The 23,134-nt window shown below is 71.9% G+C and carries 25 protein-coding genes; 10 read left to right on the top strand and 15 right to left on the bottom strand.

The genetic code is table 11. The annotated features are described in order from the left end of the window. Nucleotides 1-4 precede the first annotated feature (4 nt). The 4 genes from ACIA8R_RS14050 to ACIA8R_RS14035 all read right to left on the bottom strand — a co-directional run bounded on the left by ACIA8R_RS14050 (nucleotide 5) and on the right by ACIA8R_RS14035 (nucleotide 5,005). The gene (locus ACIA8R_RS14050; protein ID WP_397038531.1) at nucleotides 5-2,947 is read right to left on the bottom strand and encodes a TcpE family conjugal transfer membrane protein; all 2,943 of its coding nucleotides are present in this window, start codon (nucleotides 2,945-2,947) and stop codon (nucleotides 5-7) included. Between the two features lie 55 nt (nucleotides 2,948-3,002). Beyond that, a complete protein-coding gene (locus ACIA8R_RS14045) occupies nucleotides 3,003-3,248 on the bottom strand; it encodes a hypothetical protein (protein ID WP_352325464.1) in 246 nt (81 codons plus the stop codon). Between the two features lie 81 nt (nucleotides 3,249-3,329). Continuing rightward, nucleotides 3,330-4,082, bottom strand: a complete 753-nt coding sequence (locus tag ACIA8R_RS14040) for a conjugal transfer protein (RefSeq protein ID WP_357704143.1) — start codon at nucleotides 4,080-4,082, stop codon at nucleotides 3,330-3,332. Between the two features lie 623 nt (nucleotides 4,083-4,705). Further along, nucleotides 4,706-5,005, bottom strand: coding sequence for a hypothetical protein (locus ACIA8R_RS14035; RefSeq protein WP_364098588.1), 300 nt, complete (start codon nucleotides 5,003-5,005; stop codon nucleotides 4,706-4,708). A 197-nt stretch (nucleotides 5,006-5,202) separates the two neighbouring features. On the opposite strand from ACIA8R_RS14035, the gene ACIA8R_RS14030 reads away from it, so the two are divergent. Next, nucleotides 5,203-5,499, top strand: a complete 297-nt coding sequence (locus ACIA8R_RS14030) for a hypothetical protein (RefSeq protein ID WP_364098585.1) — start codon at nucleotides 5,203-5,205, stop codon at nucleotides 5,497-5,499. Nucleotides 5,500-5,505: 6 nt separating this feature from the next. Here the strand turns inward: ACIA8R_RS14030 and ychF are convergent, their stop codons facing one another. After that, entirely contained in the window at nucleotides 5,506-6,582 is a 1,077-nt protein-coding gene (gene ychF / locus ACIA8R_RS14025) for a redox-regulated ATPase YchF (RefSeq protein WP_364098582.1), read from the bottom strand. 11 nt (nucleotides 6,583-6,593) lie between these two features. Then, a complete protein-coding gene (locus ACIA8R_RS14020; RefSeq protein WP_397038528.1) occupies nucleotides 6,594-7,319 on the bottom strand; it encodes a hypothetical protein in 726 nt (241 codons plus the stop codon). Nucleotides 7,320-7,414: 95 nt separating this feature from the next. On the opposite strand from ACIA8R_RS14020, the gene ACIA8R_RS14015 reads away from it, so the two are divergent. Next, entirely contained in the window at nucleotides 7,415-8,671 is a 1,257-nt protein-coding gene (locus tag ACIA8R_RS14015) for a DNA recombination protein RmuC (protein ID WP_397038526.1), read from the top strand. A 14-nt stretch (nucleotides 8,672-8,685) separates the two neighbouring features. Further along, entirely contained in the window at nucleotides 8,686-9,195 is a 510-nt protein-coding gene (locus tag ACIA8R_RS14010; protein ID WP_357704133.1) for a DUF6542 domain-containing protein, read from the top strand. On the opposite strand, the gene ACIA8R_RS14005 is transcribed toward ACIA8R_RS14010, so the two are convergent. Beyond that, entirely contained in the window at nucleotides 9,192-10,157 is a 966-nt protein-coding gene (locus ACIA8R_RS14005; RefSeq protein ID WP_357704131.1) for a 4-hydroxy-3-methylbut-2-enyl diphosphate reductase, read from the bottom strand. The genes ACIA8R_RS14010 and ACIA8R_RS14005 overlap by 4 nt on opposite strands. Nucleotides 10,158-10,257: 100 nt before the next feature. Between ACIA8R_RS14005 and ACIA8R_RS14000 the strand changes: the two genes are divergently transcribed. Both ACIA8R_RS14000 and xseA read left to right on the top strand, forming a co-directional pair. Further along, nucleotides 10,258-11,370 (top strand): hypothetical protein, encoded by a 1,113-nt coding sequence (locus tag ACIA8R_RS14000; RefSeq protein ID WP_397038523.1) that lies wholly within the window; start codon nucleotides 10,258-10,260, stop codon nucleotides 11,368-11,370. A gap of 26 nt (nucleotides 11,371-11,396) precedes the next feature. After that, nucleotides 11,397-12,599 carry an exodeoxyribonuclease VII large subunit gene (gene xseA / locus ACIA8R_RS13995; protein ID WP_397038521.1) on the top strand — a complete coding sequence of 401 codons (1,203 nt, stop codon included), beginning with the start codon at nucleotides 11,397-11,399 and terminating at the stop codon, nucleotides 12,597-12,599. Here xseA and ACIA8R_RS13990 read toward each other — a convergent pair. Then, nucleotides 12,596-13,201 carry a helix-turn-helix domain-containing protein gene (locus ACIA8R_RS13990; protein ID WP_357704123.1) on the bottom strand — a complete coding sequence of 202 codons (606 nt, stop codon included), beginning with the start codon at nucleotides 13,199-13,201 and terminating at the stop codon, nucleotides 12,596-12,598. The two genes, xseA and ACIA8R_RS13990, sit on opposite strands and share 4 nt — an antisense overlap. A gap of 83 nt (nucleotides 13,202-13,284) precedes the next feature. Between ACIA8R_RS13990 and ACIA8R_RS13985 the strand changes: the two genes are divergently transcribed. After that, nucleotides 13,285-13,698 carry a nitroreductase family deazaflavin-dependent oxidoreductase gene (locus tag ACIA8R_RS13985; protein ID WP_397038518.1) on the top strand — a complete coding sequence of 138 codons (414 nt, stop codon included), beginning with the start codon at nucleotides 13,285-13,287 and terminating at the stop codon, nucleotides 13,696-13,698. 17 nt (nucleotides 13,699-13,715) lie between these two features. On the opposite strand, the gene ACIA8R_RS13980 is transcribed toward ACIA8R_RS13985, so the two are convergent. The 3 genes from ACIA8R_RS13980 to ACIA8R_RS13970 are packed head-to-tail and all read right to left on the bottom strand — an operon-like array spanning nucleotide 13,716 to nucleotide 15,130. After that, nucleotides 13,716-13,943: an exodeoxyribonuclease VII small subunit gene (locus ACIA8R_RS13980; RefSeq protein WP_125636712.1), complete on the bottom strand. Its 228-nt coding sequence runs from the start codon at nucleotides 13,941-13,943 to the stop codon at nucleotides 13,716-13,718. A gap of 36 nt (nucleotides 13,944-13,979) precedes the next feature. After that, nucleotides 13,980-14,510 (bottom strand): DUF4245 domain-containing protein, encoded by a 531-nt coding sequence (locus ACIA8R_RS13975; RefSeq protein WP_357704119.1) that lies wholly within the window; start codon nucleotides 14,508-14,510, stop codon nucleotides 13,980-13,982. A gap of 11 nt (nucleotides 14,511-14,521) precedes the next feature. Continuing rightward, entirely contained in the window at nucleotides 14,522-15,130 is a 609-nt protein-coding gene (locus ACIA8R_RS13970) for a TetR/AcrR family transcriptional regulator (RefSeq protein WP_357704117.1), read from the bottom strand. A 247-nt stretch (nucleotides 15,131-15,377) separates the two neighbouring features. Here ACIA8R_RS13970 and glpX point away from each other — a divergent pair, with 247 nt between their 5' ends. Beyond that, on the top strand, nucleotides 15,378-16,412 hold the full coding sequence (gene glpX, locus ACIA8R_RS13965; protein ID WP_364098562.1) for a class II fructose-bisphosphatase: 1,035 nt from the start codon (nucleotides 15,378-15,380) through the stop codon (nucleotides 16,410-16,412). Nucleotides 16,413-16,418: 6 nt separating this feature from the next. Here glpX and ACIA8R_RS13960 read toward each other — a convergent pair whose 3' ends face one another. Next, on the bottom strand, nucleotides 16,419-17,069 hold the full coding sequence (locus ACIA8R_RS13960; RefSeq protein ID WP_357704113.1) for a DUF1707 domain-containing protein: 651 nt from the start codon (nucleotides 17,067-17,069) through the stop codon (nucleotides 16,419-16,421). A gap of 269 nt (nucleotides 17,070-17,338) precedes the next feature. Between ACIA8R_RS13960 and ACIA8R_RS13955 the strand changes: the two genes are divergently transcribed. After that, a complete protein-coding gene (locus tag ACIA8R_RS13955; RefSeq protein ID WP_357704111.1) occupies nucleotides 17,339-18,001 on the top strand; it encodes a DUF998 domain-containing protein in 663 nt (220 codons plus the stop codon). Here ACIA8R_RS13955 and ACIA8R_RS13950 read toward each other — a convergent pair. Continuing rightward, nucleotides 17,976-18,569, bottom strand: a complete 594-nt coding sequence (locus ACIA8R_RS13950; RefSeq protein ID WP_357704109.1) for a TetR/AcrR family transcriptional regulator — start codon at nucleotides 18,567-18,569, stop codon at nucleotides 17,976-17,978. The genes ACIA8R_RS13955 and ACIA8R_RS13950 overlap by 26 nt on opposite strands. 93 nt (nucleotides 18,570-18,662) lie before the next feature. Here ACIA8R_RS13950 and ACIA8R_RS13945 point away from each other — a divergent pair, with 93 nt between their 5' ends. Continuing rightward, a complete protein-coding gene (locus ACIA8R_RS13945) occupies nucleotides 18,663-19,829 on the top strand; it encodes an MFS transporter (protein WP_397038514.1) in 1,167 nt (388 codons plus the stop codon). A gap of 10 nt (nucleotides 19,830-19,839) precedes the next feature. Here the strand turns inward: ACIA8R_RS13945 and ACIA8R_RS13940 are convergent, their stop codons facing one another. Both ACIA8R_RS13940 and ACIA8R_RS13935 read right to left on the bottom strand, forming a co-directional pair. Then, nucleotides 19,840-20,778: a Gfo/Idh/MocA family oxidoreductase gene (locus tag ACIA8R_RS13940; protein WP_397038512.1), complete on the bottom strand. Its 939-nt coding sequence runs from the start codon at nucleotides 20,776-20,778 to the stop codon at nucleotides 19,840-19,842. A gap of 26 nt (nucleotides 20,779-20,804) precedes the next feature. Beyond that, nucleotides 20,805-22,181: a PLP-dependent aminotransferase family protein gene (locus tag ACIA8R_RS13935; protein WP_397038510.1), complete on the bottom strand. Its 1,377-nt coding sequence runs from the start codon at nucleotides 22,179-22,181 to the stop codon at nucleotides 20,805-20,807. A gap of 68 nt (nucleotides 22,182-22,249) precedes the next feature. On the opposite strand from ACIA8R_RS13935, the gene ACIA8R_RS13930 reads away from it, so the two are divergent. Continuing rightward, the gene (locus tag ACIA8R_RS13930) at nucleotides 22,250-23,116 is read left to right on the top strand and encodes a DMT family transporter (protein WP_357704101.1); all 867 of its coding nucleotides are present in this window, start codon (nucleotides 22,250-22,252) and stop codon (nucleotides 23,114-23,116) included. The last annotated feature ends 18 nt before the right edge of the window (nucleotides 23,117-23,134 follow it).

Here is a 23,134-nt window from a genome sequence, read left to right as displayed (position 1 = left end):
TCACTTAACGCTCACCGATTCTCGTGCCCGGGGGGTCACTCGCCAACTCCTCTTCGCTCGGTCGGACGGCCTGTCCGTGTGCCTGTACCGCGAAGCCTGCGATCACGACGCCGGCGAGGGCGAGGTAGGCCCGCCGTCCGGCCGCGCGCAACTGACCGGGGTCGACGATCTCGGCGCCGCCGGGCGCCAGGCCGTCCTCCCACGGGACCCGGACGATGGCCCGGCACCTGCCTCTGGCCACCGCCTCCGCCTGCTCGACGTCGGCCATCGAACGCCTGCTGACGCCGTTGACGACCATCACCGCACGCCTGCGCAGCTCGCCGCACCCGTGCCCGTCCAGCCATTCGTACGTCATCGCCACCGCTTCCGCCGCCTCCTCGCTCGCCGGGACCACCAGCACGAGCTGGTCGGCGTACGGCAGGATGCGGGCCGCGAGCGCGGCGGCCGGGTCGATGACCGACAGCTTGTAGTGGCGGTCGAGCAACCGCATCGACTCGCCGAGACGGTGGTCGGAGAAGAAGCTGCGGTCGGCGAGGCGCTGCTCGGCGCCCGCGTCGGTGTCGGCCGAGATCACCTCCAGGCCGGAGGCGGTGCGGGTGGTGAAGCCGCGCATCTTCAGGTAGCCGCTGACCTGGTCGAGCCCGGACAGCAACGACGTCAGGGTCTCGGGCGTCTCCGGCTCGATCCTGCTGGTCAGGGTGGTGCCGCCGGTGTTGGCGTCGACGGCGACGATCCGGTCGTCGCGGTAGGTGGCGAAGGTGTGGCCGAGCATGAGCGCCGTCGTGGACTGGCCCGCACCGCCGGTGCAGCCGAGCACCACGATCCGCCGGCTCCCGCCGAACACGGCCCTGGCCCTGGCCTCGTCGATCTCGGACGCGTCGGTTCGTACGCCGCCTCCGCCCACCACGACCTGGGCGATCCTGCGCCATCCGCCGGAGTCCCGGCCGACGACGGACTCGACCCTGCGCACCCGTCCCTCGGCGGGCCTGCTCTCACCGGGCCTGGGAACCGGCACAGGCGCCACGAACTTTCCAGCCCTGTCCCCTGACCTCCCGCCGACGGGCCGCTGCCGCGCCGCCACCTCCCGCACAGGCTCGTCCCGGACGGGCTCGTCCTCGACCCGCTCGTCGCGGACCGGCTCGGCATGCACTCGCTCGACGGGCGCGGGCTCCTCGTCCAGGGCAGGCGCATCACCGACGTGGCCTACAGGGGCCTCCGCGCCGACGGCATCGTCCTCCCGAGCGGGGGCGTCGTCCGGCGCAAAGGCGTCGACCGGGGCGAGGGCGTCCACGTGAGAGGGGGCGTCCATGTGGGAGGGGGCGTCCGCCCGGGTGGTGCCGGGCTCTCCGTGGGATGCGTCCGCTTCGGCGGCGGTCTGCCCGGCGGGGGCATCGCCGCCGTCGCCGGCGGTACCGCCATCAGCGGGGGTGCCGCCTTCGGTGCCCGAAGGCCGTTCAGCGGGGGCGGCGTCGGACGCCGCGACGTCCGCGCCGGCGGCGGGACCGGTCTCCCCCGCGGGAGCGCCGTCGGAGGTGGCGGGGCGCTCGGCCTTGGGGATCTGGTCCTCAAGGCGGAGGGTCGGACCGGAGAGGGGCTTGGCGTCGGGGTCGACCGGCGGCCAGGAACGCTGCGCGCCCAGGATCACCGTGCCGGGCCCGCCTCGCGGCGGCTGCCCCTTCCTGTGCTGGTCGCGCGCGATCGCGTTCTCGTCCTCACGGCCCTCGCCCTCACGGTCCGCGCCTTCGGGACGCTCACCGGCACCCTGGCGGCGCTCGCCCGTGGCCGCACGGCGCTCGCTCACGTCGTCACGGCGCTCGTCCGTGGCAGCACGACGATCGCTCACGTCGTCACGGCGCTCGGCAACGCCGTGTCCGGATGTCTCCGGAGGGGCGTCGGCGCTGGCGGCGAGCCGGCGCAGCCGCCGCAGTGCCTCGGTGTCGATCGGCTTGCCGGACACGGGCCTGCGCCCTTCCGCCGCCCGGATCGGCACGACCGCCCCGTGACCGCCCTGTGCCTCGGCCGACGCCCTGTCCGCCTCGGCGTCCGTACGCTCGCCCGCCTGCGCCGCTTCGAGCCGCTCCTCGCGGACGGCGGCCGGCCCGTCACCGCGCCCGTCGCCATGCCCGTCACCGCGCCCATCACCGCGCCCGTCACCGCGCCCTGCGGCGTCGCGCTCAGGGGCCTCGCGTCCGCCCGCGTCGCGTTCGGAGCGGGCGTGACGGGGGCGGGCGGGGAGGGCGCCGCCGGTGAGCTCGCGGCTGGCCAGCTCTCCGGCGGCGACGTCGTGCTCGACCGGCGACGACGCCGGTCCGTTCTCATCCCCGGGCACCAGGACCAGCGGCACGTCCTGCCCGAAGGCGGGCGCGGCACGGCGGGCCTGCGGCGCCAGCGCGGGAGCCGTGCCCCGCCTGGTACGCGACCCCCACCCGGTACGGGCTTCCGCCACCGGCGCCTGCTGGGCGGCCGCCGCCGCGGCGGCCACGGCGGGACGCACCTGCCGCGGCCCGGTGATCCGCTGCCCCTCGCGCTTGCGCTGCGGCTGGCGGGCCTTGCGCGCCGCCTTCGCCTTGACCCGCACCGGAGTGGTACGCCACACGCGCCCGGAGAACGTGACCCCCTCGGGCTCGGACGTGGGCGCGAGCCGGTACCAGGCCTTGGGCTGGCCCAGGTAGCGGAGCTGGGACTCGAGAAGCTCGGTGAGCCGCTTCCCCTCGATGACGGGACGCGTGGACAACCACGTCACGATCCCCGGCGGGACCAGGAACAACACGTGCCACGGCATGGCCACCGGCACGCCCACCAGGATCAGCAGGAGGGACCACGGCACGAACACCCCGACGAACACGCCGATCCAGACGATGGGGAGCGGCATCGGGAGGCGAAGGTCGTAGAGCTTGTAGAGCCGCTTCTCGATGCGCCAGATGTTCGTATACGTGGGCAGGTCCACGCAGTCCTCCTCTCCACCCGCTCGTACATGACCGCCCTGGAGCGGTCTCAACCCTTTACTTGATGCCCAGCGCGCCCGCGATCGCCTTCGCGGTCACCTCGATGATGTTCGGAACGTAGAAGATCACTCCGATGGCCACAGCCAGGATGAGGAACTGGACGAAACGCGTGATCTCACGGGTGAAGAGGAAGAAGAGCGCGACCACGGAGACGACGACCAGGAACAACGGGGCGAAGAAGGCCCGCAGGAAGTTGGCGAGCCCTCCGGTGTCAATGCCGGTCGGCGACGGCGACGGCGACATTTCGATCAAGGTGAGCACTACGGTCTTCAACGTCACTTCTTGTCCTCCCGGGGGGTACCGAACAACAGCGCGGTCGTGCGTCTATCCAACGGCCCGACCAGCGCCGCGGATGTCGGCGACGTACCACTTGTCGCCCTGCTTCTCCACGGTGAGGCGGTAGGCCTGCTCCAGCCGCCCGCCGACGGCGGCCGGGTCGGTGGCACTGGGTGTGGCCGGAGCGTCGCCGTTGGGCACGATCCACACCACGACCGCCTGGATCTCTCGGGTGGCACCCCCCACAGGCACCACGATGTCCTTCAACTCCGCGAAGGTGAACGCGCTGCCGAAGCTCGGCAGCGTCTTCCCGGCGGCCACGTAACGCTGCAGCCCGGCGGTGTCGCCGGAGGCGTAGTCCTTGAAGAAGCCCTCCAGTTGCGGCTTGAGCTCGGCCGCCGCCGCGTCGTCGGCCTCCGGCTTCGCGACCTGCGGGAGGTCGGCGGGAGCCGGCGCGGGCAGGATCGCCGGGCGGCCCGAGATGACGAACCGCCTGCCGTTGTCGTCGCCGGAGTAGTAGATCGGGACCGACAGCATGAGCCGGCGCGGCCCGGACTGGAAGGCCACGCTCACCACGGCGTTCTGGGCGTCGGACGCCTCGATGTCGTACGGCTGGATCGCGACGGCGGCCATCTTGCCGAAGCCGTCCCACCACATCTGGGCGTCCATGCCCTCGGCCAGGAAGGCGGCCAGCTTCCTGGTCCTGCTGGCCGCGTCTTCCGGACTGAAATTCAGATAGACCCCCGCGAACTGGGCGGCGAAAGCCATGCCCTGGTCAGCGGGGAATCCCTTGTGCGCCACGACGGCGCCATTGGTCGTCGTGGGCTCTTGCTGGGTAAACCGCTCAAATGGGGCACGAATCCCATTCACCACGATAACCACAATAAGCGCCCAGAGAATGATGCGGCCGGCCCAAACCAGCCACCGTCCGCCGCCACCGGACCAGCCGCCCCGACGAGGCCTGCGCGAGGGCGGCGCGTCGAAGTCAGCCATGTCCGGGCGCGCGGAAAGCTCAGGCTCGCCAGCGATCCGAGGATCGTGCTGGACGGTAGACCTACGAGCCATCACGCCTCCGCTCGCGCCGATCCCCCCGGTTGGCGCGGTGTCGTCCGTTGCCGATCCCCATCATCCGCGGTGAAGTAGTCACCCTATCCGGTCCCGCCATTCTTCCAGGAAAGCCACGCCCATGCTGCAGGCATGACCGCCTTGACGGCAAACCGGATCCGTATGGCAGGACTCAGTGCCGCTTCCTGTCAGTTACCGGTGGAATCACCATTTGACCAGGCCAGACGCCTATTTCCGCCTAGCGTGGCGGACATGGATTGCTGTCCAAAACAGGCATAGATGCTCACGACCTGCGCATTTGGCATGAGAGGAGGACAGAGGGTGTTATGTGCCACTTCCGGGGGTACGACTCTCTCGACTCAGGCGGGCTCGGGGTCCTGGCCGGTGCGTGCCCGGCGACGGCTGTGCAGGTCGACGACCGTGGGCGACACCGCACGCTCCAGCGACCCCCGGAGGTCGGCCAGCATCGAGGCGGCGTCGCGCTCGCGCATGCGGCTGGCCAGCTCGTTGCGCTCGTCGACCTTCCTGCGCAGGTACGCCTCACGGTTGACGCGTAGCCCGTACATGAGCTCGACCCTGATCAGGGCCAGCTCCTCCTCCAGGCTGATGCCCGCGAGCGTGGGCGCCGGACGTCGCTTCCGGATGATGCGTCGGATCATGAGGGCCTCCCGAGTCAGCGTGAACGCCGTGACGATTCGACGCGTAGAGACCCAAAGTGGTTGACGCCTCAGTTGTCCCGGAATCACATAATCCCGGAAGGGCCTGCGAGTTCGTCATCCGGACGATGGGCTTTCGACGGCGATCCGCCGGTAACCTAGCGTAGCGAAAGTTAGCCCACCGTGATTGGACTGATGTGATGCGTCGCCTCGCCGCCGCCCTCCTGCCCGCCGCCGCACTCGCCGCGTTCGCCCTCACCGCCCCCTCCCCCGCCGCCGCCGCGCCCTCCTGGGTCACCGACAGCGAGTGCACGGGCGCGGGCGGCAAGGTCACCCCCGTCGGCCGCGGCAAGGCCGTGTGCCAGGGGGGCACGTACGCGAACGAGCTCATCCACTTCGACAACAAGAAGCCCGCCGGCAACAGCAACAGCGGCGGCGGGGGCGGCCTCCCGCTCAGCGGCGGCCCCGCGGCCCTGCTCGGCGGGCTTCTCGGATAGCGCGGATCAGACGTTGAAGCGGAACTCCACCACGTCGCCGTCGCGCATGACGTAGTCCTTGCCCTCGATGCGGGCCTTGCCCGCGGATCGGGCGCTGGCGATGGAGCCCACCTCGACGAGGTCGTCGAAGGAGACCACCTCGGCCTTGATGAAGCCGCGCTGGAAGTCGGTGTGGATCACGCCGGCCGCCTCGGGCGCCGTGGCGCCCTTGCGGATCGTCCAGGCCCTGGTCTCCTTCGGGCCGGCGGTCAGGTAGGTCTGCAGGCCCAGCGTCTCGAAGCCGACCCGGGCGAGCTGGCGCAGGCCCGACTCCTCCTGGCCGACCGACTGGAGCAGCTCCAGGGCCTCCTCCTCGTCGAGCTCGACCAGCTCGGACTCGATCTTGGCGTCGAGGAAGACGGCCTCGGCGGGGGCGACGAGGGCCGACAGCTGCTCCTTGAGCGCGGTGTCGGTCAGCTCGTCGGCGTCGAGGTTGAAGACGTAGAGGAAGGGCTTGGCGGTGAGCAGGTGGAGCTCGCGCAGCTCCTCCCGGTCGAGGCCGCTCTCGAAGACGGTCTTGCCGGTCTCCAGGACGGCCAGCGCGGCCTCGGCGGCCTCCAGCGCGGCCTTCTTGTCCTTGTTGTTGCGCGCCTCCTTCTGCAGGCGCGGGACGGCCTTCTCGACCGTCTGCAGGTCGGCCATGATCAACTCGGTGTTGATGGTCTCGATGTCCCGCTTGGGGGAGATCTCACCGTCGACGTGCGTGACGTCGGGGTCGCCGAAGACGCGGATGACCTGGCAGATCGCGTCGGTGTCGCGGATGTTGGCAAGGAACTGGTTGCCCCGGCCCTGCCCCTCGGATGCGCCCTTGACCAGGCCCGCGATGTCGACGAACTCGACCTTGGCGGGCAGGATGCGGGCCGAGCCGAAGATCTCGGCCAGCTTGGGCAGGCGGTCGTCGGGCACGCCCACGATCCCGACGTTGGGCTCGATGGTGGCGAACGGGTAGTTCGCGGCGAGTGCGTTGCCGGTCTTGGTCAGCGCGTTGAAAAGCGTGGACTTACCGACGTTGGGCAGGCCGACGATGCCGATGGAGAGGCTCACGGACAGCGAGTTTACTTGCTGAGCAGGTGCAGGCAGGTCACCGGACGGTACGTGCCGGGCGCCGCGCGCAGGTAACGCTGGGCGTCGGCCGGGCAGGCCGAGGGCGTGGTCTCGAAGGAGACGACCCGGGCCCAGGCGGCGGACGAGCCGCAGGCGGCCCTGGTCACCGCCGACCTGGCGACCACGTCGGCGGCCGGTCTGGCCACGCACGCGCCCTCGGCGAGCACCTGGCCACCGGGCCCCAGGCAGACGACGTCCGCTCCGCTTTCGAGCGTGTCGAGGGTGGTCGCGGGGCATTCGTGCGCGGACGAGGCGATCGCGACGGACCTGCCGTACCAGCCGGAGCCCGCGCACGGGCGCTCCCGGCCGTCGAGCGCCACGCAGTCGCCGGACCTGAGCACGCCGCCGCCACCGCCGGGTGCGCCGGCGTGCGGGGCCAGGAAGGACCGCACGCAGGCCGTGCGGCCCAGGCCGATGCGGAGCACGTCGTCGGTGTCGTCGGGGCAGTCGGCGGGCAGCGGCGGGTCGTGCGCGATGGCCAGCACCTCGATGTCGCCGCCGTTGCAGGCGATGAGCGCGTACCGCTCGGTCACGCAGGCGCCGGGCGTCCAGCGCAGGGTCGGACGGGAGGCCGCGGGCGCCTCGGGGCCGGGACCGGTGAACACGGCTCCGGCCAGGGCGATCAGGGCCACCGACACCGCGGACACGGCGACTGCGAGCCGCAGATCGGTAGCCATCTCAATACTGTGCGTGACGGATGAGTCGGCGCACAAGCGGATTCCGCAAGCGTGTCGGGAAGATCCAGACGCGATGTGCTGCAATCATCGTTGGAGTGGATGTCGTCTCGCTGCTCATCGGGCTCGCCCTCGGACTCCTCGTCGGCTTCCTGGTCGCCAGGACCCGCGCGGCGGTGCGGGTCGCCGAGGCCGACGCGCGGGCCAGGTCGGCCGCCGAGAAGCTGGTCTACGTCGAGGAACAGCTCGCCGAACGTTTCCAGGCCCTGTCCACGCGCGCCCTCGACGTCAACAACGTGCGCTTCCTCGAACTGGCCGAGACCCGGTTCTCGGCCAGCCGGGCCGAGGCCGCCGGTGACCTCGACCAGCGCAGGCAGGCCGTCGAGCACCTGGTCGAGCCGCTGAAGGACGCGCTCGCGCGGGTCGAGTCGCAGCTTCGCGACACCGAGGCCGGACAGCGGGCGGCGCGGGCGGAACTGGCCAAGCAGATGGAGTTCGTGCAGCAGAGCAACGAACAGCTGCGCTCGCAGACGACCGCGCTGGTCAGGGCCCTGCAGCGGCCCGAGGCCCGCGGACGGTGGGGGGAGCTGCAACTGCGCCGGGTGGCCGAGATCGCCGGGATGCAGCGCCACTGCGACTTCGAGGAGCAGGTCACCGAGGGCGCGATGCGTCCCGACATGGTGGTCAGGCTGGCCGGCGGCAAGAACATCGTGGTCGACTCCAAGGTCTCGCTCGCGGCCTACCTGGAGGCGGCGGAGGCGGGCGACGAGTCGCTGGCCACCGTCCGGCTCGACGCGCACGCCAGGCATGTGCGCGAGCACGTCGACCGGCTGGCGGCCAAGGCGTACTGGCAGGGGTTCAACCCGTCGCCGGAGTTCGTCGTGCTGTTCATCCCGGGCGAGGCGTTCCTCGCGCCCGCGCTCGAACGCGACCCGGCGCTGCTGGAGTACGCCATGGCGCGGCGGGTGCACATCGCCACGCCGACCACGCTGATCACGATGCTGCGCACCGCTCACTACGCCTGGCAGCAGGCCGCGCTGAGCGAGAACGCGCGGGCGGTGTTCGAGCTGGGCAAGGAGCTGTACGAGCGGCTGGCGTCCCTCGGCAGGAACGTGGAGTCGCTGGGCAGGGCGTTGACGCGGGCGGTGGAGGCGTACAACAAGTCGGTCGGTTCGCTCGAAAGCCGCGTCCTGGTCACCGCGCGCAAACTCAACGATCTGGGCGTCGTGGACGGCGATCTGGAGGCCCCGGAGATGCTCGAAGGGCTGCCGAGACCTCTGGCCTCGCCCGAACTGCTCGAAACCACGTCTCTCATTTCGCACTCGAACGGTAAGTTGGCAGGCGGGTCGCCGTAAACGGGGGTGGGAGAGTGGCAGAGAAGGGCAGGCGTTCCGGCGTCAGGCTGACCGCTCGCGGCGCCATCGCGCTCACTCTGGTCGCCACCTTGGCGGGCTATGTCCTGACCGCGGTGCTCGGCCTGTCCTACCTGGTGGGCGCCGCGTTCGTGGTGTCGTGCCTGCTCAGCGCGCTTCTGGTCAACAAGCGCGAGCTGCTGTCGCTGGTGGTCACGCCGCCGCTGGTGTTCTTCTGCGCGACGCTCTTCGTCGAGCTCGGGCGCGCGTTCGGCTCGGTGTCGATCGTGCAGTCGCTGGCCCTCGGCCTGTACGGCTCGCTGACCCGCGGCGCGCCCTGGCTGTTCGCCGGCTCCGCGGTCGTGCTGGCCGTGGCCTGGCGGCGCGGCCTGCGCGACAACGTGCGGGAGCTGCGCGAGGAGCTGAAGGCGGGCGCGGAGGTGCCGCGCCCGCGCCAGCCGTTCGTGCCCGAGCCGGAGGGCTACTTCGAGCCCAAGGTCTACGGCACCCCGCGCGGCGACGACTAGGACACGCGAAGGTCCTTGCGCAGCTCGTGCGGGAGCGCGAAGCGCATGCTCTCCTGCACCGACTCGACCTCGCGCACGTCGCCGAAGCCGTGGCCGGCCAGCCGTTCGAGCACCTCGTCGACCAGTTCCTCCGGGACCGAGGCGCCGCTGGTCAGGCCGACGGTGGTGACGCCTTCGAGCCATTCGTCCTGGATGAAGCCGGCGTTGTCCACCAGGTACGCGGCATCGGCGCCGTAGTCCTTGGCCACCTCGACCAGGCGCTTGGAGTTGGAGGAGTTCTCCGACCCGACCACGATCACGAGCTGGGCCTCGGCGGCGATCTCCTTCACCGCGACCTGCCGGTTCTGGGTGGCGTAGCAGATGTCGTCGCTCGGCGGGTCGAGCAGGGTGGGGAAGCGCTCCTTGAGGCGGGCGACCGTCTCGGTGGTCTCGTCGACCGACAGGGTGGTCTGCGACAGCCACACGAGCTTGTCGGGGTCCTTCACCTGCACCTTGCCGACCGAGTCGAGGCCGTCGACGAGCTGGATGTGGTCGGGGGCCTCGCCCGCGGTGCCCTCGACCTCTTCGTGGCCTTCGTGCCCGATGAGCAGGATGTCGTAGTCCTGGGCGGCGAACCGCTTGGCCTCGTTGTGCACCTTCGTGACCAGCGGGCAGGTGGCGTCGATGGTGCGCAGACCGCGCTCCCGGGCCTCCTCGTGCACGGCCGGCGAGACGCCGTGGGCCGAGAACACCACGATCTCGCCCTCGGGCACCTCGTCGGTCTCCTCGACGAAGATGGCGCCCCTGGCCTCCAGCGTCTTGACGACGTGGGTGTTGTGCACGATCTGCTTGCGGACGTAGACCGGCGCGCCGTACTGCTCCAGGGCTTTCTCGACCGCTACCACGGCTCGATCGACTCCGGCACAGTAGCCGCGCGGCTTGGCTACGAGTACTCGGCGGGAAGTGGGGGTCTGGGGCTCCATACTTCTTATGCTACGTGGAGCGGCCATCAGGGCTGCGCGTGCGTGGTCGCCCGCCGTTTGCCAGACTGGCCGTCCAATACTGACCTCCCAGGGAGACGTCATGTCCCTTAGCGACGTGATACGCAACATCGCCAGAACCGTTACCAACAAGGACGAACTCAAGGAGAAGGCCAAGGACCTGCCGCTGCTCGTCGTCCAGACCACGCTCAGCGCCGCCGGACAGGCGCTGCTGGTGGTGGACCGGATGAAGAACTCCATCAAGGGGCTGGGCTCGAAGGAGGAGCGCGAGGAGGAGAAGGAGTCGCTTCCCTCCGCCGCCGAGCAGGTCGCCGCTCCCCCGGCCGAGGACGAGAAGCCGGCGCGCAAGGAGCCGGTGATCTTCGCGCCGCGTCCCGAGGCCGCGCCCAACGGGTCGTCCAAGAGCAAGCCGGACCCGGTCATCTTCGCCCCCGCGGGCAAGACCGCCACCAAGACGGAGACCGAGCCGGAGACCGCGCCCAAGACCGAGACCGAGTCCAACGCCGGGCCCAAGACCGAGTCCAAGACCGAGACCAAGCCGGAAGCCGTCGCCGAGACGGAAGCCGCGCCCAAGGCGGAAGCCCCGGCCGAGACCGTGGTCGAGCCCGCCGTCGAGGCCGCTGCTGAGCCTGCCGCTGAGCCCGCCACTGAACCCGCCGTCGAAGCCGAGCCCGCGGTGGAGTCCAAGCCCGCCGCCGTGGCCGCGGTCGCCGAGCCCAAGGCCGCGGTCGAGGCCGAGGGCGCGCCTGAGGCCGCCGCCGCTGCCGAGGCCACCGAGAAGGGCGCCGCGAAGCCCGCCCGGGCCACCAAGGGCACGAAGACCGCCAAGAGCACGAAGGCCACCACGACCGCCAAGCCCGCGAAGGCGACCAAGGCCGCCAAGCCCGCCGCCGTCGCCCAGGAGCCCCAGGAGCCCGAGCCCGCCGCCGCGCCCCAGGAAGGCGTCCTCAAGGCCGCCGCTGAGGCCACCGAGCCGGCCGCCCACGCGGACGAGCCCAAGGTCGTCCCGGACGACCTGGCCGAGCCGCTGCCCGGCTACTCCGAGCTCACCGTGGCCTCCCTGCGGGCCAGGATGCGCGGAAAGTCCGCCGAGCAGATCGGCGACTACCTCGCCTACGAGCGCGCCACCCACGCCCGCGACGAGGTCGTGCGCATGTTCGAGAACCGGCTGGCCAAGCTGCGGGCCGGGGAATAGTCGCAGCGAACCCGTAGTCTTCCGCCATGACCTCGAAGACCACACCCGAGTCTCCGCTGCCGATCCGCACGGTCCTGCAGATGGTGGGCGGCTGGATCGGCAGGCTCGGCACGGTGTGGGTCGAGGGCCAGATCACCGATCTGAGCGCCCGCGGCGGCACGGTGTTCCTGACCCTGCGTGACCCGGTGGCCAACGTCTCGGCCCGGGTCACGGCTCCGCGCGGCGTCTACGAGGCCGCCGAGCCGCGCCCGTCCGACGGGGCGAGGGTCGTGGTGCACGTCAAGCCGGACTTCTGGGTCAACAAGGGCTCGTTCGCCTTCACGGCGATGGAGATCCGGCCCGTCGGCGTGGGCGAGCTGCTGGCCAGGCTGGAGCGGCTGCGCCGGCTGCTGGCCACCGAGGGGCTGTTCAACGCCGACAGGAAGCGGCGGCTGCCGTTCCTGCCGGGCACGATCGGGCTCGTCTGCGGGCGCGACTCGGCCGCCGAGCGCGACGTGCTGGAGAACGCCCGCCGCCGCTGGCCGGCCGTGCGGTTCAAGGTGGAGGAGGTGGCCGTCCAGGGGCCGTACGCGGTCGGGGAGGTCACCGAGGCGCTGCGCAAGCTGGACGCCGACCCCGAGGTCGAGGTGATCGTCGTGGCCCGCGGCGGCGGCTCGCTGGAGGACCTGCTGCCGTTCTCCGACGAGACCCTCGTGCGCGCGGTGGCCGCCTGCCGCACCCCCGTGGTCAGCGCGATCGGCCATGAGCAGGACAGCCCGCTGCTCGACCTGGTGGCCGACGTACGCGCCTCCACGCCCACCGACGCCGCCAAGAAGGTCGTCCCCGACGTGGGCGAGCAGCTCGCTCTGATCCGCCAGCTGCGCGACCGCGGGCGCCGGGTGCTCAACGGCTGGCTCGACCGCGAGATGTCGTGGCTGACGTCGGTGCGCTCGCGGCCCTCGCTGGCCGATCCGGTGCGCGAGCTCGAACGCCGGGCCGAGCAGGTCGACGCGCTGCGGGAGCGGGCCAGGCGCTCGCTGACCGGCTCGCTCGACCGGGCCGCCGACGACCTCACGCACCTGCGGGCCCGCCTGGTCGCGCTGTCCCCGGCGGCCACGCTGGAACGCGGCTACGCGATCGTGCAACATCCGTCGGGCGAGGTCGTACGCCTGGCCAAGGACGTGCCGCCGGGCACTTCGCTGACGATCCGGCTCAGCGACGACCGGCTCTCGGTCCGTACGGAGGACTAGGGCCCGCGCACGACGGCGGCGGCCAGGTCGGCGAGACCGGCCTTGACGCCCTCCACCGTCATGCCCCGCTCCTCCCGCTGGAACTTGATCAGCCAGGCGGTGACCGGCGCGAGCAGCGCGTCGGCCAGGTAGGCGACGTGGGCCCCCGGACGGACCTCGGCGAGCAGGCCCGCCAGGTGCACCTGATGCACCCGGTACGGCCCGCTGTAGCGCGCCTTGCCCGGCCCGTTCTCCAGCAGCAGGAACAGGTCCTGCTGCTCGACGATGCGGTCGACCAGCGCGTGCAGGAAGGCCGTGACCCGCTCGGCCGGCGGCGCGCCGGGCCCGAGCGGCGGCGGGCCGCTCAGGAACGCCGCCTGGAACCGCCGCTCCCGCTCGTCGATCAGCGCGAGGACGAGCCCCGCCCGGTCGCCGAAGCGCCGGTAGACGGTGCCCACCCCCACGCAGGCGGCCTTGGCCACCTCGTCGAGCGAGAGCTCGTCCGCGCCGCGTTCGGCGATCATCGTGGCGGCCACCTCGATGATCTTCCGGCGGTTGCGCGCGGCGTCGGCCCGCTCGGGCTGGGGTTGCCCGACGATGGGCAGCAGGTCACGTGCGCACACGCCTGGAGCATAACCCCGCTTGTCAGCGGAGAGCTCTCCGGTATTCTCCGAATCGGAGAACTCTCCGATTATGAGGAGCTGAGATGACCAATTCGTTCAACCAGCAGATCATCGACGAATTCCGGGCCAACGAGGGCCGGGTGGGCGGCCCGTTCGAGGGCGCGTCGCTGGTGCTGCTCACGACGACGGGCGCCAAGAGCGGCAACCGCACGACCACGCCGGTGATGTACCTGGCCGACGGCGACCGCTATGTGATCATCGCCTCCAACGCGGGCGCCGACAACCACCCGGCCTGGTACCACAACCTGCGCGCCAACCCCGCGGCTACCGCCGAGATCGGCACCGAGACGTTCGAGGTGAAGGCCGACTTCATCGAGGGCGACGAGCGTGACCGGCTCTACGCCCGCATGGTCGAGATCGCCCCCGGCTTCGCGGAGTACGAGGCCAAGACCAGCCGCCGCATCCCGGTGGTGGCGCTGAGCCGCACCGGCTCCTGACGGTTCGGGACGGCGGATCAGAAGGGGGCGTCGTCGGCGCCCGGCTCCGAGCGCCTGGCCATGGCGGCGGCGAGCTTGACCCGGGCGCCCTGGAGCCACTCCTCGCAGACGGCCGCGAGCTTCTCGCCGCGCTCCCAGAGCTCGATCGACTGCTCCAGGGTCAGCCCGCCCGTCTCCAGGCGGCGCACCACCTCGGTCAGCTCCTCGCGGGCCTGCTCGTACGAAGGTGTCTTCTCGTCTGCCACGGCAACCACCCTAGACGCCGCCGCGCCCGGCCCGGGTCATCCCTTGGCGCGCTGCTGGAGGAGCCCGGCCAGCTCGGTCAGCTCGGGCCAGTCGGCCGTGCCGGTGATCACGAGGGTGACGTCGGGGAGCACGCGTACGAGCGAGCGCTGGTTCTTGTCCTCGCGGAAGCGCTTCTCCCACGTGACCCCGCCGACCTGCTGGCTGCCGGACGGCTTGGCGATGCCGGTCATGCGGTTGGCGAACTCGGCGGCCGGCTTCTCGTCGCTCTGGGCGAACATGGCGTGCTGGCGCGCGGCGGTGGCGTAGCCGAGGTAGAGCACCTGGGCGCCGTTCTGGCCCTTGGCGATCCGGTTGCTGTTGGGCACCCAGCCCGCCGGGTCCTTCTGCGGGGACCACACCTGGTAGGGCACGCCGTGCCCGAAGTTGGCGACGGTGATGGAGTAGTCGAGCCGCGGGATGTGCTCCTCACGGCTCTGCGGAGCCACGAGCATGAAGAGCCCCACGCCCGCCATGCACACGAAGAGGGCTACCGCGTAGCCGTAGAAACCTTGGGTGAACCGTCGCACACTTGGCGAGGTTACCCGCTGGCGGGCGCGGTCGCCGAAGTGGCGGGCCTGATCTGGCCGATGATCGCGAGCACCTGGTCGACCATCGCGCGGTCGCCGGAGAAGACGATCTCGCTGACGGCCGCGGCCAGGGCGCCGGTGACCACGACGACGAGCGCGGGCTCGTCCTCGAACAGGGCGGCGTTGCGCTGGGCCCACGTGCGCAGCCGGTCGCGCATGACCACCTCGAAGCCGGGCGGGCCGTCGCCGCGCAGGAACAGGACGGCCAGCTCGCGCTCCTCCAGGCAGCCTTCGAGGTAGGCGCGGGCGGCGTCGAGGAACACCCGCATGGGGTCGCCCTCGCCGGCGGCGCGGGCCGTACGGGCGGCCTGCTTGGTGCGCTGGGCCTGCCGGGCCTGCCATTCCTCCCACAACGTGAGGTAGAGGTCGGCCTTGCCGGAGAAGTGATGGTAGAGGCTGCCCACGCTGGCGTCGGCCCTGGCGACGACGTCCGTCACGCCGGACTCGGCGAAGCCCTTGGAGACGAAGACCTCCCTCGCGGCGGCCAGCAGCGAGCTCCGCGTCGCAGCTCCCCGCTCGGACGTGCGCGGCTGGGTCACCGCGTGTTCCACTTCGCTCATTCGATCTCCTCCACGGCGGGGGCGCATGTCCATGGTGGAGGCGAGATCTTCGACGCGCACGCGATATGGCGCAAAATCCGTTCTCCGTCATGCGGGCACCCATATAGATATCCCTTTTCGCCGGTCCCTGACCATCACGCGGCGGCCCTCGTGCGGAGGAGCATGCAGGAGTGGGCAGATTATCCCCCTCTGACCGGGAATAGACCGGCAACTACGATCGAGAGTGTTCTCAACGAGGAGGCTCAGCATGTCCGATCAGACGTCGGTACCGGCAGCGCTCGCGACGGGCGAGCACGCCCCCGACCGCAACCTGGCGATGGAGCTGGTACGCGTGACGGAGGCGGCCGCCATGGCCGCGGCCCGCTGGGTGGGCCGCGGCGACAAGAACGGCGCCGACGGCGCGGCGGTCAACGCCATGCGCCAACTGATCAACACCGTGTCGATGAACGGCGTGGTGGTCATCGGGGAGGGCGAGAAGGACCACGCCCCGATGTTGTACAACGGCGAGCGCGTAGGCGACGGCAGCGGCCCCGACTGCGACGTGGCGGTGGACCCGATCGACGGGACCAGGCTGACGGCGCTCGGCATGCCGGACGCGGTGTCGGTGATCGCGGTGAGCGAGCGCGGCTCGATGTACGACCCGTCCGCGGTGTTCTACATGGAGAAGCTGGTCACCGGGCCGGAGGCGGCCGATGTGGTGAACATCGAGGCGTCGGTGGCCGACAACATCAACGCGGTGGCCAGGGCCAAGCACTGCTCGCCGTCCGACGTCACGGTGGTCGTGCTGGACCGGCCGCGGCACGAGAGGCTGGTCAAGGAGATCAGGGAGACGGGCGCGCGGATCAAGTTCATCGTGGACGGCGACGTGGCCGGCGCGATCATGGCGGCCCGCGCGGGCACCGGCATCGACCTGATGCTGGGCATCGGCGGCACGCCCGAGGGCATCGTGGCCGCGTGCGCGCTCAAGTGCCTGGGCGGCGTGATCCAGGGCCGGCTGTGGCCGCGGGACGACGCCGAGCGCGGCAAGGCCATCGACGCCGGGCACGACCTCAGCCAGGTGCTCACCACGAACGACCTGGTCAGGTCGGACGACGTGTTCTTCGCCGCGACCGGCATCACCCAGGGCGAGCTGATGCAGGGCGTGCGGTTCAGGTCGGGCGCGGCGGTGACCAGCTCGCTGGTGATGCGCGGCCGGTCGGGGACCATCAGGAAGATCGAGAGCGAGCACCAGCTGTGGAAGCTGCGCGCCTACAGCGCGATCAACTTCGACACGGCCGGCTGACCCTTCTCAGCGGCGGCGTTTGCGCTTGGGCGGTTCCTTGACCTTGACCTCGCCGGCGAAGTTCGTGGTGCGCACCTCGACCACGGGCCCGCCGGGCTCGGCCGGCTCCCTGGTCAGGCGGACGGTCTTGTCCTTGGTGACCCTGATCACCTCAAGGTCCTCCGGCACGTGGATCTCCAGGCCGCCGAAGACCAGGGTGGCGTTGATGACGATCCGGCTGTTCTGCAGGATCGCGTCGCGGAAGTCCAGCTTGGTCGTGCCGAACATGGCCGTGACGTCGAGCTCGGCGGGCACCACCCAGCGCCCGCCGCGCTGCTCCTTCTTGAAGATGGCCGACACCGGCCGGCCGTCGAGGTTGAGCGGCTGCTCCTCGGCCGGGAGCAGGTCCGCGGTGAGCCCGGCCAGGTCGCCGAGCGTGCGCGCGGAGTAGACGACGCCGAGCCGCTCCTCCAGCTCGACGAGGTCGAGCCGGCCGTCGGCGTGGGCGTCCTGGAGAACCTGCGCGATGCGTTCGCGGTCGGCGTCGGAGGCGCGCAGTTCGTGCGGCTGCGGCAGGCCGGGCGCGGACGACGCGCGCCGGGACGTCACGAACTCTTCGGCAAGCCGCTCTCCGACTTCCTGCAGCTTCGGCAACCACGATCCCGCGCGTTCGTTCACACTTCTGACGATATCCGGCGGCCCGGGTATTCGCTCGCCCAAGAGCGGACCAACAGGGCGCACATCCGCGAATCCGCCCGAGCAACGCGCCGCTCTCCCGGGCCTGCTCTCCGTTCGCGTCGGCGCGCCGGTCGAGCGGGTGGGGAGAGCGCGACGGTGGAGCGAACTGTGCACGTCAGCGCGCCGGTGGGCGCTACGCCGGAATCGTCCGGCGCGTTCCGCCGTTGATCCACGCGAAGGCTTCTGGCGGCCGATCCCGGGAGGCGGGCGTGCATCAACCGGCACGATGGGGGCTCGGCGCGGCGGGGGTGGGCATCTCCGTGATCGTGGGCCTGGAGCTGACCAGCCTCGCCGAGACGAACCCGTTCAGGCGCACGATCAGCGAGCACGGGCTCGGCCCCGGCGGGTGGATCTTCGGGCTCGCGGTGGGGCTGCTGGCGGCCGGGTCGGCGGCCATCGGCGTCTCGCTGGCGCGCAGACGCCTGGCCGGGGCGGTCGGCACGATCGCGCTCATGGGCTGGAGCGTCGGGCTGCTCCTGACGGCCGCGTTCCACAAGAACGACTGGGCGGTCGGCCCGAGCATGAGCGGCAGCATCCACCGGGTCGGCAGCTTCGTGGCCTTCCTGAGCCTGCCGCTGGCCGCCGTGATCATCGCCCGGCCCTGGCGGCACCGGGAGCGCCGCAGGTCGGCGGTGGTGGCGTTCGGGCTGGGGGTGTGCTCGGCGTTGTGGGTCGTGGGCATCGGCACGGCGATGGTCATCGGCGCCCGCCATGGGCTGCCGTGGTACCGGGTCATGCCCCTCGGCCTGGTCGAACGTGTGCTGGCCGGCACCGAGGTGGCCGCGTTGCTGGCCCTCGGGGTGTGGGCGGCCGGGCGGCTGGCGGAGACCGAGCCCGCCCAGGCGGTCAGGCGGGCCGTAGAGCGGCGATGAGGTCGTCCACGTAACCGCGGAAGACGGCCGCCATGTCCACCTGGTCGGGGTCGATCAGCCACTGGGTCTGGAGGCCGTCCATCATCGCGATCAGGCGGTCGGCGTGGGCCTCGGCGTCGAGGCCGGCCCGGAACTCACCGCGTTCGACGCCCGCGCGCAGCGCGGCGGCCACGTCGGCGCGCAGCCGCCGGTAGCGCCGCCTGGCCCACTCGTGGCCGGGGTGGCCGGGGGTCACCGCCTCGCCGCTGATCACCGAGAAGAGCTGGACGAGGCCCGGCACCCGCGCGTTGTGGTCGACGACGTCGGCCAGGGCGCGCAGGGCGTCGGCGCCGCCGTCGCGGCCGGTGCCGAACCTGCGCTGGTCGAGCTCGTCGCGGTAGTCGAGCACCGCGACGAGGAGACGGTCCTTGCTCCTGAAGTGGTGCAGCAGCCCGGCCTGGGAGAGCTCGACCCGCTCGGCGATGCGGGCCAGCGAGGCGCCGCGGTAGCCGTGCTCGGCGAACTCCAGGAGCGCGACCGCGAGAATGCGCTCCTTGCGCGCCTCGCCGGTCGCGTAGCCCCGCTTCACCCCGGCACCCTATCTGCTGCTGGCGTACGGCCCTGACCAGCCGCTAACCTGACTCCGCCTCACGTTTGATTCCCCCCCGATCAGGAGGCCGTCGTGCCGTCCCCGCGTGATCGCCAGGCCCGTACCGCCACGTTCGTCGTGTACGGCGTGCAGGGCCTCTCCTTCGCCACCGTGCTCGTCCAGGTGGCCAGCCTCCAGACCAAGCTGGAGCTCACCGACGGGGCGCTCACGCTCCTGTTGCTGATCGTGCCCGTCTTCGCCGGCGTGGGCAGCGTCGGCGCGGGGACGTTCGCCGCCCGGTACGGCAGCAAGCTGCTCCTGCGGGTCGCGCAGCCCGTGGTGGCGCTCGCCGTGGTGCTCACCGGCCTCGCGCCCTCGGTGCCGCTGGCCGTGCCCGCCCTGCTGCTGTTCGGCCTGGCGGTCGGCGCGGTGGACGCGGGCATGAACATGCAGGGCGTGGCCGTCGAACGCCGGTACGGCACCGCCGTGCTGAACGGCTTCCACAGCCTGTGGAGCGTCCTCAGCCTCGCGGGGGCCCTGTGGGCGGTGTTCGCGGCCGACCACCGGATCTCGCTGGCGGTCACGATGGCCGTCCCCATGGTCCTGGCGGTGGCCGGCTCGCTCTACGCCGGGCCGAAGCTGTGCACGATCAGCGAGGAGAAGGTCGAGAACGTCGTCGAGGCCCCGACCGGCAAGTTCCCCTGGCGGCCGATCATCCCGCTCTGCCTGGCCATGGGCTTCCTCTACATCGGCGACGCCGCGGTGTCGAACTTCGCGACCGTCTTCATGGGCAAGGCGCTGCTGGCCCAGGACAGCGTGGCGAAGCTGGCCTACAGCGTCTACCAGGGCGCGACCCTGGCCGTACGGCTCGGCGGCGACGTCGCGGTGCGCCGCTACGGCCCCGCGGCCATCGTCCGGCTCGGCGGCGCGCTGGCCACGCTGGGCTTCCTCGGCGTCGTGGTGGCCCCGAGCCAGCCGCTGGCGATCGTCGCGTTCGGGCTGACCGGGCTGGGGTTGTCGGTGGTGGCGCCACAGTCGTTCTCGGCGGCGGGCAAGCTGGACCCGGCGGGCACCGGGGTGGCCATCGCCCGGGTGAACCTCTTCAACTACGTGGGCTTCATCGTGGGGGCCGCGCTGATCGGCGGCCTCGCCGACGCCGTGGACTGGCGGGTGGCGTTCGTCGCGCCGCTGCTGCTGGCGGGCGTGATCATCGTGCTCGCGCCGGGCTTCGCGCCCAAGCGGGTCGTCGCGAAGGCGTGACGCCCCCGGGTCAGCCCCGCACCTCGGCCACCTGGACGGGACGGGACTCGCGCAGCGACAGGTCGGCGGCCTCGGCGACGTACAGGGCGGCCAGGGCGTCCTCGATCGGGCACAGGCCCTCGCCGCCGCGCAGGAAGGCGTCGATCTCGGCCGCGTACGCCGGGCCGAACCTGGCCACGAAGTCGGGCCAGGGCGGTCCGGGCGGTTGCAGGCCCTCGGAGCTGCGCAGCGGGGCACGCGGGCCGAGCCCGACCGCCTGGGTGCCCTTCGTGCCCGCCAGCTCCATGCGCACGTCGTAACCCGCGCCGTTGTAGCGGGAGCCCTGGAGGGTGACCAGCGTGCCGTCGTCGAGGGTGAGCAGGGCGGCGCTGTTGTCCACGTCGCCGGCCGCCCCGAAGAACGCCGCGCCCCGGTTCGCGCCGACGGCGTGGACGGAGACGACCTCGCGCCCGGTCACCCAGCGCATGACGTCGAAGTCGTGGATGTGGCAGTCGCGGAAGAGCCCGCCGGACAGCGGGACGTACTCGGCGGGCGGCGGCACCGGGTCGGCCGTGACCAGGTGGACGCGGTGCAGCTCCCCCAGCTCGCCGGCCCGCAGCGCCGCGCGGGCGGCCCGGTAGCCCGGGTCGAACCTGCGCTGGAACCCGATGCCCACCCGTCTGCCCGCGCTCGCCTCCAGCACCTTGAGCGTCTCGGCGACCGTGCTCGCCGCCGGCTTCTCGCAGAGGGCGGGGACGCCCAGCTCGCAGGCCCGGATCAGCAGCTCGGCGTGCGTGCCGGTCGGCGTGGCGATGACCACGGCGTCGGCGTCGAACGGGTCTCCGGGCCTGCCGTACGGCGACGTCCTGACCGGGTCGGCCACGATCAGCTCGTCGACCAGGGGGTGCGCGGCCAGGTTCGCGGCGTGGAAGGCGCCGATCCGGCCCAGGCCCAGCAGTCCGACCCGCATGCCGCCTCCAGTCACACGTTTCTTCCTCAGTCCATACTATGTCCGGACATACGGACTTTTAAGCCTCGGACGGCCTCCCCCGCCTGATGCACCGGCACCCGGGCGAACCCGAGCACGACCGCCGGAGGGCCGGGCGAGAACCGCATCGGCCCGACCGGCTCGGCGGACAGGCCGAGACTCTGGGCCGCGCGGACGACCCGGAGCTCGTCCCAGCCGTCCGGCAGGTCGAGGTAGACGTGCAGCCCGGCCTGGATGCCCCGGACGCGGATCTCCGGCAGTTCCTCGGCCAGCGCCCTGACCAGCGCGTCCCTGCGGCGGCGGTACTCCCTGCGCATGCGCCGCAGATGCTTGTCGTAGCCGCCCGTACGCAGGAAGCGGGCCAGCGCGTACTGCTCGATGACCGGCGAGCCCAGGTCCAGCTCGCTGCGGGCGCGGCGGATCGCGCCGGCCAGGTGGGCCGGGGCGGCGACCCAGCCGAGCCGCAGGCCGGGCGCGAGCGACTTGCTGACGCTGCCGGTGAGGATCACCCTGTCGGGGGCCAGCCCCTGCAGGCAGCCGACCGGGTCGCGGTCGTAGCGGAACTCGGCGTCGTAGTCGTCCTCCAGGATCATCCGGTCGCCCGCGCCGGCCCACTCCATGAGCGCGGCCCGCCTGGCCGGGGAGAGCACGACGCCCGTCGGGTACTGGTGCGCGGGCGTGACGAGCGCCGCCTCGCCCTTCATGTCACCCGCGACCAGGCCGTCACAACCCACGGGCACCGGCACCAGGCGGGCCCCGGCCCGTTCCAGCAGCGGGACCTGGCGCCGGCTCGTGGGGTCCTCGACGATCAGGCGCAGGCCCCCGCGCGGGGCCAGGACGTGCAGCGCCAGGCTCAGCCCCTGGGCCACGCCGCCCACGACGACCAGGTTGTCCGGGTGCACGTCGGCCGCCCTGACCCGCCGCAGGTAACCGGCCAGCTCCTCGCGCAGCTCGGGGACGCCCCCGGGGTCGCCGTAGTCGAGCGCTTCGGACGGCACGGTGGCCAGGACGTGCCGTACCGCCGCCAGCCAGCGCTCCCTGGGGAAGTGCCCGAGGTCGGGGGACGTGGCCCGGTGCCCGTGGTACGGCCCGTAGACCCCGCCGTCGGCCACCGGACCCGGCAGGGCGGACCGGACGGCGCCCAGCGCGGCCACCTCGGTCCCGGCCCCCACCCGCGAGACCAGGAACCCCTCGGCCACGAGCTGCTCGTACGCCTCCACCACCACGCCCCTGGAGACCTGGAGGTCGGCGGCGAGGTCACGGGTGGCGGGCAGGCGGGTGCCGGGCACGAGCCGCCCGAGGCGCACGCCTTCGCGCAGCTCAGCGGCGATCTGCCCGGCGATCCCTCCCTCATCCCGATTGATCTGGATGTGCAGGTCGGCCATATTGGTCCTGTCATATAGCGGGACATTGGACTGTTTGGACGAACCATTGTCTCCCTAACATCCTGCCCATGAGAAACGGAATCGCCGGAGCCGCCACAGCCATGTTCCTGGTGGGCACCCTGGCCGGGGTGTCCGGCCTGATCGGCTCCTACCCGGTGTACGGCGGCCAGGCCGTGCGCTACCTCGCGGCCGCCGTCATCCTGCTGGTCATCACCAGGGTGCTCGGCCTGCGGTTCGTCCGGCTGACCCGGCGCGAGACCCTGTACCTGGGCGGGCTGACCCTGCTCGGCCTGGTGATCTTCAACGTGTGCGTCGTCGAGTCCACCAAGGCCTCGGGACCGGCGCTGGTGGGCACCGTGCTCGGCACCGTGCCGCTGGCGCTCGCGCTGGCCGGGGGGCGTCCGGCGCCGCGGCTGCTGGCGGGCGCCGCGGTGGTGGTGGCCGGGGCGACGCTGGCGACCGGGCTCGGCAGCGGCAACCCGACCGGGCTGCTGTGGGCGCTCGGGGCGCTGGTGGGCGAGGTCAGCTTCTCCATGCTGGCCATCCCCCTGCTGCCGAAGCTGGGGGCGATCCGGGTCTCGGCGTACTCGACGGCGCTGGCCGTGCCCATGCTGGCGGTGATCGGCCTGGTCAAGGAGGGCACCGCCATGTTGCGGACGCCGACCGCGCCCGAGACGCTGGGCTTCTCGTACCTGGCGGTGGTGGTCACGGTCGGGGCCTTCTTCCTCTGGTACACCTCGCTGCCCAAGCTCGGCCCGGGGGCGGCCGGGTTGTTCGCCGGGCTCATCCCGGTCGGCGCGATCGTCACGGGGCTCGTGCTCGGCATCGCGACGCCCAGCGCCTACGACCTCGCGGGGGCCGGTCTGGTGATCGCGGGCATCCTGGTGGGGCTCACCGCGCGGCGCTCGCCGGAGCCCGTACCGGCCCCGGGATGACCAGTGAACGGGGGGCGT

Source organism: Nonomuraea sp. NPDC051191 (assembly GCF_044455665.1).
Classification (GTDB): domain Bacteria; phylum Actinomycetota; class Actinomycetes; order Streptosporangiales; family Streptosporangiaceae; genus Nonomuraea.
The sequence above is the reverse complement of the archived record's forward strand: the minus strand, read 5'-3'. Positions and strand labels throughout refer to the sequence as shown.